Origin of the sequence: Isorropodon fossajaponicum endosymbiont JTNG4, from assembly GCF_016592615.1 — a bacterium.
Lineage (GTDB): Bacteria > Pseudomonadota > Gammaproteobacteria > PS1 > Pseudothioglobaceae > Ruthia.
In genome coordinates this window covers 760,772-773,545 of the sequence record NZ_AP013043.1, presented here as the reverse complement: position 1 = coordinate 773,545, position 12,774 = coordinate 760,772, and the positions used below count along the sequence as shown (strand labels likewise).

At 36.0% G+C, this 12,774-nt stretch carries 9 protein-coding genes and 3 pseudogenes; 6 read left to right on the top strand and 6 right to left on the bottom strand.

Annotated elements, in window-relative coordinates; genetic code table 11:
- The first annotated feature begins 6 nt into the window (after nt 1–6).
- On the top strand, nt 7–1,890 hold the full coding sequence (locus CVFO_RS04600; protein WP_201338906.1) for a polysaccharide biosynthesis protein: 1,884 nt from the start codon (nt 7–9) through the stop codon (nt 1,888–1,890).
- Between the two features lie 142 nt (nt 1,891–2,032).
- Here CVFO_RS04600 and CVFO_RS04595 read toward each other — a convergent pair.
- The 3 genes and pseudogenes from CVFO_RS04595 to CVFO_RS04580 form a co-directional block, all read right to left on the bottom strand.
- Nucleotides 2,033–2,227: pseudogene (locus CVFO_RS04595) on the bottom strand (transposase); the annotation flags it as partial.
- Between the two features lie 69 nt (nt 2,228–2,296).
- Nucleotides 2,297–2,516, bottom strand: a pseudogene (locus tag CVFO_RS04590) (IS3-like element ISSde8 family transposase); the annotation flags it as partial.
- Between the two features lie 414 nt (nt 2,517–2,930).
- Nucleotides 2,931–4,811 (bottom strand): NAD+ synthase, encoded by a 1,881-nt coding sequence (locus CVFO_RS04580; RefSeq protein ID WP_201338904.1) that lies wholly within the window; start codon nt 4,809–4,811, stop codon nt 2,931–2,933.
- Between the two features lie 469 nt (nt 4,812–5,280).
- Between CVFO_RS04580 and CVFO_RS09495 the strand changes: the two are divergent.
- Nucleotides 5,281–5,400 (top strand): annotated as a pseudogene (locus tag CVFO_RS09495) (amino acid ABC transporter substrate-binding protein); the annotation flags it as partial.
- A gap of 36 nt (nt 5,401–5,436) precedes the next feature.
- Entirely contained in the window at nt 5,437–5,571 is a 135-nt protein-coding gene (locus CVFO_RS09120; protein ID WP_281064385.1) for a hypothetical protein, read from the top strand.
- A gap of 39 nt (nt 5,572–5,610) precedes the next feature.
- Here the strand turns inward: CVFO_RS09120 and hemH are convergent, their stop codons facing one another.
- From hemH to CVFO_RS04565, 3 genes are all read right to left on the bottom strand, one after another.
- Complete coding sequence (hemH, locus tag CVFO_RS04575; RefSeq protein WP_201338903.1) at nt 5,611–6,585, bottom strand: ferrochelatase; 975 nt, start codon at nt 6,583–6,585, stop codon at nt 5,611–5,613.
- A complete protein-coding gene (locus CVFO_RS04570; protein WP_225879209.1) occupies nt 6,582–6,845 on the bottom strand; it encodes a thioredoxin family protein in 264 nt (87 codons plus the stop codon). The genes hemH and CVFO_RS04570 overlap by 4 nt, the downstream gene beginning before the upstream one ends.
- A gap of 156 nt (nt 6,846–7,001) precedes the next feature.
- The gene (locus CVFO_RS04565; RefSeq protein ID WP_201338901.1) at nt 7,002–7,424 is read right to left on the bottom strand and encodes a Fic family protein; all 423 of its coding nucleotides are present in this window, start codon (nt 7,422–7,424) and stop codon (nt 7,002–7,004) included.
- A 199-nt stretch (nt 7,425–7,623) separates the two neighbouring features.
- On the opposite strand from CVFO_RS04565, the gene CVFO_RS04560 reads away from it, so the two are divergent.
- The 3 genes from CVFO_RS04560 to CVFO_RS04550 all read left to right on the top strand — a co-directional run bounded on the left by CVFO_RS04560 (nt 7,624) and on the right by CVFO_RS04550 (nt 12,773).
- Nucleotides 7,624–7,878, top strand: coding sequence for a ferredoxin reductase domain-containing protein (locus tag CVFO_RS04560; RefSeq protein WP_201338900.1), 255 nt, complete (start codon nt 7,624–7,626; stop codon nt 7,876–7,878).
- A 280-nt stretch (nt 7,879–8,158) separates the two neighbouring features.
- Nucleotides 8,159–10,399, top strand: a complete 2,241-nt coding sequence (locus CVFO_RS04555; protein WP_225879208.1) for an acyl-CoA dehydrogenase — start codon at nt 8,159–8,161, stop codon at nt 10,397–10,399.
- Nucleotides 10,389–12,773, top strand: a complete 2,385-nt coding sequence (locus CVFO_RS04550) for a 3-hydroxyacyl-CoA dehydrogenase/enoyl-CoA hydratase family protein (RefSeq protein WP_201338898.1) — start codon at nt 10,389–10,391, stop codon at nt 12,771–12,773. The genes CVFO_RS04555 and CVFO_RS04550 overlap by 11 nt, the downstream gene beginning before the upstream one ends.
- Nucleotide 12,774: the final 1 nt, after the last annotated feature.

The following is a 12,774-nucleotide window of genomic DNA, read 5'->3' as shown; positions in this document are numbered from 1 at the left end:
AGAATAATGAAACTATTTGAAAAATTAACAACACTACCTAGAATTATTAAGCAATTAATTGTGTTATTGATTGACTCAGTTGTGCTGGTTAGTATATTGCTAGTTTCTTTTTCTCTTAGACTTGGATATTGGTATTGGCCACAAAGCGATCTTTTTTTGGTGATTATTGGTGCGCCAGTGATTGCTATTCCAATTTTTATTCAATTTGGGCTTTATCATGGTATTGTTCGGTTTTTAGGGTTGCGAGCATTATGGTCAGTGGTTAAGGCTGTATCTCTATATGCACTTATATGGGGCATAGTCGGTTTTATGTCTGCTGTAGAGGGTATTCCAAGGTCAGTTATATTTATCAATGGATTACTGGCAATTATGGCAATTGGTGGCTTGAGAATGTTGGCTAGGTGGGTGCTATCCGATGCAGGTATTTTTCTTAAAAACAGCAAGAAAAATGTTATTATTTATGGTGCAGGAGCGGCTGGCAGGCAGTTATCTGAGGCATTATTACAATCAAAAGAGTATAAGCCTGTTGCTTTTATTGATGATGCGAAGGATTTAAACAAGCAACATATTAATGGCGTAAAAGTGCATAGCGCTAAGCATATTGAATTATTGATACACAAGTATAGCGTCAATGAAATTTTATTAGCATTGCCCTCAGCATCACGTCAAAGGCGTAATGAAATCATCAATCTATTAGAACCATATCCAGTTCTTGTACGGATTTTGCCAGGTGTGTCTGCACTTGCGCAAGGTCAAGTTAAAGTCGATGATTTGCGTGATGTGAGTATTGGTGACTTGCTGGGTAGAGAGCCTGTTAAGCCTAATCAATCCCTGCTTGAAGTGAACATCAAAAACAAAGTTGTGATGATAACAGGTGCTGGTGGGTCAATTGGTTCAGAATTGTGTAGGCAGGTTATTAGCCTTGGTGCGTCTAGGTTAATATTATTTGAACAAAGTGAGTTGGCACTTTATACCATTGACAAAGAATTGAATGATAGCACCAAGGTATTTCCAATATTAGGCTCGGTGGTTAACCAAGACAGAGTGGAAAGAGTGTGTAAGCAATTTAAGGTGCAGACAATTTATCATGCAGCAGCTTATAAACATGTGCCGATGGTGGAGTTTAATCATACTGAAGGCGTAATGAACAATATTTTTGGTACGCTCAATTGTGCACAAGCTGCTATTAGTAGCAAGGTTGAAACGTTTGTGCTCATATCCACTGATAAAGCTGTACGCTCAACAAACACCATGGGCGCTACTAAACGTTGTGCTGAAATGGTATTGCAAGCATTATCAAAGTGTCAGAGTGACACAAGGTTTAGTATGGTAAGGTTTGGCAATGTGCTGGATTCTAGCGGGTCGGTTATTCCTTTGTTTAAAAAACAAATTAAAGCAGGTGGACCAGTAACGGTCACTGATAAAAAAATTGTTCGTTATTTTATGACCATACCTGAAGCAGTGGCATTGGTTATTCAAGCGGGCGCTATGGGCTCTGGTGGTGATGTGTTTGTGCTGGATATGGGTAAACCTGTTAGAATTTACGATTTGGCTTTAAAGATGATTCACTTAACGGGATTAGAGCTTAAAGATGAAGCCAACTTAAATGGGGATATTGAAATTAAAATCACAGGTCTTCGTCCAGGAGAAAAGCTTTTTGAAGAGTTATTAATTGATGATAATGCGTTGGATACCAGCCATTCAATGATTATGAAAGCTCAAGAAAATATGCTTTCTTGGCGTGAATTAAGATTGTTATTAGATGATATAGAACTTGCTATCACTAGCCATGATCAAAATAAACTACGCTCATTGTTAATACAACTTGTGCCAGGTTTTAAGCCACAGTGTGGTATTAGTGACTTATTATTTAATAACCAATCTAAATGAACAAACCTTGCTTGTTTTAAAAAAGTAAGAATAGTTTCAAGAATACAAGTTTTAAATAATAGACCCTGTAAACCAGATTGTGTAAAGCCCTCGTTAAAAATCAGACATAATCCTTTAATCTATCCTCATGCAGGATTATAAACTAATTCACTGCTTGTGACCAATTTCTAATTGGCATCGTCCATTTCTTACTGGCTGCTTCAATGGCCAAAAAGACAACTTTAAAAGCAGAATCATCGTGATTAAAAATCTTTCTATTCTTGATAGATTTACGAATCACTGAGTTTAAGGATTCAATGGCATTGGTGGTATAGACTGCCTTTCTAATGGCTTCAGGAATTGTATTGTTGGCAAGCCTTGTTTATCTTGATAATCATATCACTTGGTGATTGTCCACAGCGAACAAGGCTGTTGCCTTTTTTAAGATTTCATTGTCCCTTTGTGCGCGCCAAAGTTGTTTCTCAAGCAGTTGTATTGTTTGTTGTTCAGAAGTCAGCGCTTTGCCTGACTCTGGTGTTTGTCCACCAAGCTCTGCTAGGTATTGTTTTCTCCATCTGCTAACTGCTGAGGAGCAAGCTCCTGATATTATCATGATTTTTTTTATTGGTGTAATTCTCATGCACCATGAGTTTGGCATAATCTAGTGTTTCCCCCTCAAGGGGGTATTGAACAGAATGTTCAACGGTAAAAGTCACTCGTTGTTTTCTTGATTTATATTGTGTCATTACTGACCTCCTTATGGTTTGTATTATAAGGCTATCTTTGTGTCCAATAAAATTAGACTATTGCAGTTAACCTTGAAGGCAGAAAAGAATACTTGGGTCTGTGGTTATCAAAAAATGATTTTTCTATTATTTCAGATAATAATTTAGCCATGTTTAATCCTACAATCTTTATACCTAGCTATTGTTATAAGGACATATTTATCTTTTATGCTTTATTAAAATAAATCACTAACTTAATATACGATTTCAATTTGGTAAACCCGATAACATGATAATTGAAAAATTTAATTGATATTTTTTTGTATTTTAATAGTATCAAGGCTGAAACCTAGAAGTCATGGGGTAGCGACGCTCTTTGCCAAAGGCATTTTGGCTAATTTTAGGGCCGGGTGCGCTTTGTCTGCGTTTATATTCGTTATTAAGTACCATTTGAGTAATGCGTTTAACGGTTTGTTCGTTAAAACCTTGTTTGATGATGTATTTAACGGAATGTTTTTGTTCGATAAATAGTGCCAGAATTGCGTCCAGTTCGTCATAAGGAGGTAGGAAGTCTTGGTCAATTTGGTTAGGGGCAAGTTCGGCAGAGGGCGCTCTGTCGATAACGCGCCTTGGGATGATGGTTGATAGGGTGTTTCTGTATTTTGCTAGTTGGTAAACTAAGGTTTTACTAACGTCTTTAAGAGGGGCAAAACCGCCTGACATATCGCCATATAAGGTGGCGTAGCCTACTGCCATTTCAGATTTGTTGCCTGTGGTGAGTACGATTTTACCTAATTTATTAGAGATTGCCATTAGTAGCGTGCCACGTACACGAGCCTGTAGATTTTCCTCGGTGGTATCGGCTTCCATGCCGTTAAATAGTGTGTTAAGTTGCGTGTTAAAGCTACTCACCATAGTGTGAATGCTGATTTCATGATAATCAATATTCATAGCTGCGGCTTGCATTTTGGCATCTTCAAGACTCATGTTTGAGGTGTATTCATAGGGCATCATAATGGCTTTAATGTTTTCAGTACCGATGGCATCAGCAGCAATGGCAAGGGTTAGTGCAGAATCGATACCACCAGATAAGCCAATAACCACGCCATTAAAAACGGCGTTTTTTTCAATATAGTCTTTAGTGGCGAGTACCAAGGCATTGTAAATGATTTTTTCAATAGGGTCAGTGTCAGGTAGTGTGGTAGGGGGGGTAAAGCTAACACTTTGAACTGTTTCTTTAAATAAGGGCAATTGCAAAGTGATGTCGGCATTTGAATTCATGGCAAAAGATGCGCCATCAAATACCAATTCATCTTGTGCACCAACCATATTAACGTAAATAAAATCAGTTTTAGTTGCTAATACGCGTTGTTTAATTTGCTCAATACGTTGTGAATGTTTACCAACTTGGAATGGGGAAGCGTTAATACTGATGATGATTTGTGCGCCCTGATTGGCTGTGGTAGAGATAACCTTTGGTGTCCAAGCATCTTCACAGATGACTAGGCCAATTCTTCTACCTTGGCATTCAAAAATAAAAGCCTCATGACCGGGTTCAAAATAACGCTTTTCATCAAACACGCCATAATTCGGAAGGTTTTGCTTGTGATAAACCCGCAGTTGTGAATTTTGAACAAGATAGGCGCCGTTATATAAAACGCCACCTTGCTTGGAAGGCGCGCCAAATATAATAGAAATATCTTCAGAGATGGTTTGGCTGATTAAGGTTACTTTATCTTGGACTTGTTGAATAAAGCCCTCACGTAGTAGTAAATCTTCAGGAGGGTAGCCAATCAGTGATAATTCGGGAAAAACCAACAAATCACAATCTTGAGCGTGTGCCTCTTTAGTTAACTTGATGATTTTTTGAGCATTGCCATCTAAATCGCCAACAATGGGGTTAATTTGTGCAATGTTTATTTTGATGACCTTAGAGTTGTTTGCAAGTTTTTCTAGTTGCTCTTGCCAAAATATGGCCTTTGATTTACTGCCAGTAATTTTTGCATGTTCAAGTTTGGTGTGAGCAACAACTTCTGCAGGATTAATGCCTAAAATATTGGCAAATAGCCAAGCATGTGTTTCAGAAAGGGCGGCTTTTCCTGACTTATATTTGCTTAAATTGGATTGATTAATTGCATATTCTTGAGATATTTTATAATCCGAAAAGCCAGTCTTCTTACGTACTTTAGCCAGATATTCCTTGGTTTTATTTGCCATTATTTGCACCTTAATTTCAATGTAATTTTTACCTATTATAGTTAATTTTTACCACCTGTATTTAACCATTAAATTAGTTAAAAAATACCAGTCATGGTATTTATACCATAAATACTATATAAGTCATTGATTTAATATAATAATATTATTAATTATTTTTTACTTTACAAGCGTAAAAATCGGTGGTATATTCAATTAAATAAACAATAAATAAGAGGCGATTAATGAGCCAAATTCACAAACACTTATTGGCAGAATCAAGCTTAAGCACTGCTGAGGCTATTGAAATTCAACATCAAGCCTCTTTTAGGCAATGCTGAGGCGCAGTACCAATTGGCTGATACTTTCCAAAAAAGGCAAGGGTATTTTACTCAAAATTATGTAAATGCTTTTTACTGGTATAGAAGGAAGGGCGGCGGCGCAAGGCTTTAACCACTCAATTTAACCTTTGGTACGCTTATTTAAATTCGGTAATTATTCTGAAAGTTTTGAGCGTAATATCGGTGTCAATACGCCAATTAATATTACTAGAGGCTTAAATGCTTTATGGAAAGATGATTGTTGCCTATGCGGCTTATTATGCTGTTAGTAATTTAAATTACAACAGTTTCGAGTTTTTTTAACGTTGTCTTTTTTAATCTTTAGGTCTTCCATTAGGGGTTTATTTCATGCTTTGACTATCCTAATTAAATTAATCAAACAAACTGCTATTGAAGTTGGATACACCTATGGCAAACGCAGTAGGTTAGTACAGGTTTAAAAAACAATTATTTAACATAATATAAATTATGCGAAGTAGTCATAAATGAGTGGAAATTAAATCGATGAGCATCTTTATGTGGTCGTCTCTATCATTTAATGCAGGAATGTAGCTAAACTGGCAACCACCAGCTTGGATAAAATAATCACGATTTTCACATTCAATCTCTTCTAAGGTCTCCAAACAATCGGCCGAAAATCCTGGACAAATAACTTGAATATGCGCAACACCGTCACCGGCCAACGCTTTTAATCTTTCTTTGGTTTGTGGCTTGGTCCACGGCTCTCGTCCAAAAATAGATTGAAAACTGAATAAGTAGTCACTTTCATCCAAATCTAGCTTTTTAGCAAGTAACTTAGCCGTGCTAACGCAATGATCATAATATACATCGCCATTATCAACATATCGCTGAGGAATGCCGTGAAATGAAATCATTAATTTATCTGGCTTTCCATACTTAGTTTGATGCTCTAACACCGAATTAGCAAGAGATTGAAGATAGCCATTATTGTCATAATAATACTCAATGAAGGCTATTTCTGGCTTTTGCACCCAAGAGTCCAATGTTTGGTTAATGGCGTCTAATGTTGAAAGTGTCGTTGTGTTTGAATATTGAGGATAAAGTGGTAAGACAATGATTTTTTCACAACCTTGGGCGTATAACTTATCTAAAGCTGATGAAATAGAAGGATTTCCATAACGCATACCCACCTCAAATACTAAGTTTTCATGTTGTTCAAGCAATGTTTTTTTAACGCCTTGTAATTGCAACTTAGTGATACTTAGTAAGGGAGAGCCAGCACCAATTTTATTCCAAATCTTGGCGTAATTTTTGGCTGATTTTTTAGGCCTGATATTGAGAATAACGACATTTAATGCCAGCCACCATATTAATTTATTAGGCGGGTCAACAACTCTAGGGTCTGATAAGAATTCAGATAAATATCGCTTTAAAGCAACCCTTGTAGGCGCATCTGGTGTGCCAAGATTGGTTAGTAAAATACCTGTTTTCATTTAAATTTAGCCAAATTTTTATCAATAAAACAACGAATAAAATCGTGTGATTGTACCGAGTGAAAGCGATTCTTAATAAAGGCAATAACGGTTGGAAATTCACGCACATGGTAACGACCAGCAATCTTTATATTCTCATCTCCAGCCTCTAACTTTGTTAATAAAAAATCACGCTCATCACACTCATTAGCAACTGATTTAATCACAGGCTCTAAATCTTTACAAGGCCCACACCATTGCGCTGAAATATCCAATACCACCAAACGCTTGAACTTATAAAAAATAAAATTTTTTCTTTATTTTTAAACGATTTTATATAAGTTTAAGGTTCAGTCATTACTTTTCTATAAAAGCTTGTAAAAATAAGAATTTAGAGCTAAGAGCTAAAAAATAGGGTTTTTAGCCAAAATTTACGCTTATATCGAATTTACATTAACAAACTGTTTGGTAAGTCTGTATTTTTGTTTTGGACTTTTGGGTTTTTCTGGAATGGTTCGTTCAAAAAAACCATATTCAAGTAGTGGATTTAAAATATCATTCTTGAATCTTGTCTTGTGTGTTCTTTTTAGAATTTTCATCAATTCGTCAGCACTACTTTCAGCGTCACATTGTTTTAAAATTTTGACTTGGTCTGGGCTTATTTCTGCATAATTCAAACTTAGTCCTTTCTTAGGACAAAGTATATCTAAATTACTATTTGTATCAATGTTTTCTTTAAAAGAAAATCCTTGTTGTTCTGCGATATTTTTTAGCGCATTATTGCGTTTTAAATCTTTACGCCAGTCCTGATTTTTATCAAACTTCTTTTTTTGTTTTTTGTATTTACTGAATAAGCCCATTGCTAGATAAATTAGTTTTAAGAATAGTTTACCAAAAACTAAAGTTTGGATAAATATTTCAAAAGAATTTCATATTCGTAACAACAAGCCTGACGCTTTTGCACAAGCTATTTTTAACAAATCACTTAAAGTTAAAAGTAAAGTAGCCTTAAAGGGTCCTAAGGGTATATTTGTTCTTAAAGAAGCCTCGACATTGCCTATGTTGTTTATTGCTTGGGATGGTGGTTTTGCTTCAATTAGGGGTCTAGTTGAACATGCTTTTTCGCTACAAATGTCCAACTCAATGCATTTTTATTGGGCCTACCCTGCTACTGAATCAGCACCTTATTTAGATAATCACGCCAAATCTTGGCAAACAATGATAGATAAATATACCTATCATTCTATTGCTTGTGAATTTGACCGTTATCAAAAAAAAATGATTGCTAAAAAGTATAGCAAAGCAGATTTTTAGCGCGCTAGATTTGTCAATTGTTAACCAGTCTGTGGTGTATCTTTGTACGCCAGCTGAAGTGTTAATTTACTTAAGTAAATTGTTGTTTGAAAATGGATTGGATGACTCTCAATTGATTGCCCTACCAATTTAGTTGATTTTTCAATAACACTGCTTGTAAAAAAAAGGTTATGATAGGTTTATGCTTGTATTGTATTACCTGATATTAGTTATTGTAATCACTGCCTTATTTGTTAGAATTGAGCGGTATTTTGCATTCTTTGTGCTTACTCTTTCCCTTGTGAGCCTTTATTTTCTTATTGCTTTGCAGTTAAATCTATTCATTGTATGGGGGCTTGGACTATTTTTATTACTGGCTAATTTGATATTGGTTGTCCCATCTTTTAGATTACTTTTCATCAAGCCTATTGTTATTAAGTTATTTAATCATAAAAAACCTTTGATTGGTGATAGTGAAAAAGTTGCCATGGAAAGCGGTGACACTCATTGGGAGTCGCAATTATTTAGCAATCAACTTGATTGGGATGAGTTGTTGTCTGTTAAAAGTAAGCTATTATCTAACCAAGAACAAGCGTTTATTGATAATCATGTGAGTGCGCTATGTGATACTTTTAACCAATTTGGATTAACAGACAAAACCCTAAATCAAATAAAATCAGAAGGATTTTGGGCGCTTAATATTCCTAAAAAATATGGCGGCTTAGCATTTTCAGCAAAGGCGCATGCAAAAATTTTAACCCAACTCTCTAGTTGTGATGTGTCATTAGCAGTCACGGTTATGGTGCCAAACTCATTAGGACCTGCAGAGTTAATTTCACATCATGGCACAGACCAACAAAAACAAGATTTGTTGCCCAAATTAGCAACAGGTGAACACATTCCTTGCTTTGCATTAACCTCAACTGAAGCAGGCTCAGATGCAGGCGCAATGACGGATTCTGGCGTGGTTTGTTATCAAAACTATCAAAGTGAGAAAACTTTAGGTATTTTACTTAATTGGGATAAGCGTTATACCACGCTTGCGCCAATAGCAACCCTAATTGGGCTTGCTTTTAAAACATATGACCCTGATGGGCTAATTGGTAAAAAAATCAACCTAGGTATTACTTGTGCTTTGATTGATAGTACCTTAGCAGGTATTAGTATCGGTCGATGTCATCACCCTATTGGCTCAGAATTTAGCAATGGACCACACCAAGGCAAGGATGTGTTTATCCCAATGTCTGCTTTGATTGGCGGTCAAGCGATGATTGGACAAGGTTGGTCGATGTTGATGGAATCATTATCATTAGGCAGGGGTGTATCACTCCCCTCTTTGTCATCATCTGGTGTTCAGTTAAGCCTTAAGACTTCAATTGAATACGCACTTATTAGAAAGCAATTTAAGCAATCTTTGTATTGTTTTCAAGGTGTGGCTGAGAAAATTGTACTCATGGCAGCAGATGTACTGGTTATGAAAGCCATGAGTGATTTTCATTTAAGTTTGCTAGATCAGGGGCTTAATCCATCTATCAGTTCTGCAATTTTAAAATATCATCATACTGAATTGTTAAGGGTTAATGTTAATCGAGCCATGGATATTCATGGTGGCAAAACAGTCATGCTTGGTAAGCGTAACTATTTGGCCAATATTTATCAAAGTATTCCAATTGCCATTACAGTTGAAGGAGCAAATATTTTAACCAGATCAATGATTATATTTGGCCAAGGGTTAATGCGTTGTCACCCTTTCTTAAAAGATGAGCTAACAAGTTTAGAAAATCAAGATTATGTCTCATTTAATAAAACACTGGGTAAACATCTTGCTTATTTATCTGCCGTTAAGGCTAAAAGCTTTATTTTTGCACTAAGCAATGGCAAAGTTGCCATCACCCCAAAAAATATAAAAAGCATCACTAGGCCTTATTATCAGCAACTTAGCAGTATAAGCGCAAGCTTTGCCTTTTTGGTTGAAATGGCATTAATCAAACATGGCTCAAGCATTAAATTTCAAGAAAGTATGAATGGGTTGTTTGCTGATTTACTGATTAAGATGTATGGTATTTCTACTTTGTTGAAGTACGTAGAAACGCTGGATAGTCATTTTGATGATCTGCTCAAATGGACAGCACAAAACTATGTTTATGAGTCACAATTATTACTAAAAGAAATTTGTGATCAATTCAAATATACTTGGGCTTTTAAATGGCTGGTTTTACCAAGAGGAATTAGTCAAGCCAAGCCTTCTATTGACTTGCAAAATAAAATTATTAACCAACTCATTCACGATAAAAATCTTAAAGAAGATTTAACCGATGATGTTTTGCTTGTCAAAGACACACCACTTGATGAATTAGAACAAACTTATAAATTTGCATTAAAGGCCGAAGGAGTATACAAAAATGTTAAATACACAGATACACCTGAAGCAATTGACACATTACTAAATCAAGAGAAAATAACCAGTCAAGAGCGCCAACTTTTATCTAATTTAACTCAGTTGAGGCGTCAAATTTTAAAGGTGGATGATTATGAAAATTAACCAAGTTGGTATTTTAGGTAGTGGCGTTATGGGCGTTCAAATTGCAGGTGTATTTGCAAATGCTAATATTCCTACGTTGTTATTTGGTCATCAAGACCATGTTAAACAAGATTTAGATAGTATTATCCATTTTAAACCTGAGGCGCTCACACATCCTCAGCAACAATCTTGGATCACGCCCGTTAGTTTTGAGGACGACTTAAAACAGTTATTAGCCTGTGATTTGGTCATTGAGGTGATTGTTGAAAGCCTTGATGCCAAACAAGCATTGCTTAAAAAAATAATGCCTTATTTGTCTAGTCAAGTTATTTTAGCAAGCAATACCTCAAGTTTAAGTATTAACCAGATTGGAGAAAATTTGGGTAAGCTTCAATCTCGATTTTGTGGCATTCATTTTTTTAATCCACCACGCTATATGCCACTCATTGAACTCGTCCCTAGTGCACAAACGGACAAGAAAATCCTAGATACTTTAGAGGAATTTTTTACCTCAGAATTGGGTAAAAATATTTTGCATGCTAAGGATACTTCTGGCTTTATTGCTAATCGAATCGGGGTGTTTTCAATCGCTGCGTGTCTTTATCACGCCCAGCGATTATCGTTAAGTTTTGATACAGTTGATGCGCTCACAGGCAAGCGACTCAAACGACCTAAAAGTGCCACTTTCAGAACTGCTGACTTAGTTGGTTTAGATATTTTAAAACATGTGTTTGAGCAATTTTATCATGCACATCCAAACGACCCTTGGCGTCATTATTTTAAAACACCTACCTGGTTGGGCACCATGGTAGAAAACCACCTTTTGGGTGTAAAAACCAAGGCTGGATTTTACAAAAAAGAACAAGGGGTGATTAAGACTTATCAAATTGAGAGTCAAACTTATCTTGAGGCTGATTATGACATAGACGCTTCTGTTGAAGCGATTTTAAAAAAAGACACCTCGCAACAGATTGCTCTTCTTAAAAATAACGCACATCCTCAAGCTCAATTTTTATATTCTATTATTAAAGACACTTGCTTTTATAGCGCTTATCATATTCAAAATATTGCTTGCTCTGTCCGAGATATTGATTGGGCGTTGCGTTGGGGGTTTGGTTGGACATTGGGGATTTTTGAATTTTGGCACTCTAATAATGTCAAGCAATCATTGGCTTTATTTTTAGAAGATGACGAACACGTAATAAATCCAGATTGGCTTAATAATGTTGCTCATTTTTATACTGATAAAGGCGCTTATTCACCTATAGAAAAATCCTATATAACTTACTCCAATCATTCTGTTTATCACCATCAGCTTTACCGCCCCACCTTAATGGATGAGCGTATTAAGCCACAAGGTCAAACGATTTTTGAAAATGATTCAGCCAGATTCTTTCACGATAATGATGGTATTGGTATTTTTAGTTTAAAAACTAAACTACACACGCTTAATTTAGAAGCGATTAATTCATTAAAACAAGCTATTAAAATCGCTGAGCAAGATTTTAAAGCAATCATTCTTTGGCAAGACAGTGCACCATTTTGTGCAGGTGCTAATCTTTATGAGATTATTGCAGGTGCAAAATTAGGCATGATTGAAAATCAAAACCTACTCACTCAAGCTAAGAAAAAAGTTTGGCAACTGCTCAAACCCAACTTGCCCAATATTGAAAATTTAAAACCCACCAATGAAGTGATTGAACTGCTTCAACAAACATTAATGGCGCTCAAATATAGCAAAGTGCCAAGTATTGCTGTTATTGAAGGTTTAGTGCTGGGTGGCGGTTGCGAGATGATGATGCATTGTGATAAGCGTGTGGCTTATGTAGAAAGTTATATTGGCTTGGTAGAAGCGGGTGTTGGATTATTACCTGCTGGTGGTGGCTGTAAGGAAATGGCAAGACGTGCTGCTAAGCATAAAGATATTTTTCAAAAATTAGCTCAATATTTTGAGCAAATTGGACTGGCGAAAGTATCAACAAGTGCAAAGCAAGCTGTTGATATGGGATATTTAGATGAGGGAGATTTAATCATTAGTCAAAGACTTGAGTTGCTTTATGTTGCCAAACAACAAGCCCAACTAATGATTAAACAGCATTATCGTCAAGAAAATCCAAACCAAAATTTTAAAATCGGAGGTGCGACGGCAAAGGCCAACTTATTGGCGCAATTGGTTAATATGAGAACTGGCGAGTTTATCTCTGAGCATGATGAACTCATTGCTCAGAAAATTGCAGATACGCTTTGTGGTGGTGAATTAGAGTCTGAGACTAAAGTCGATAGCCAATATTTATTAAATTTAGAAAAAAAACACTTCATTGAACTATTGAAAGAAGATAAAACTCAAGATAGAATTGAACACATGCTGGTTAAACATAAGCCACTGAGGAATTAAA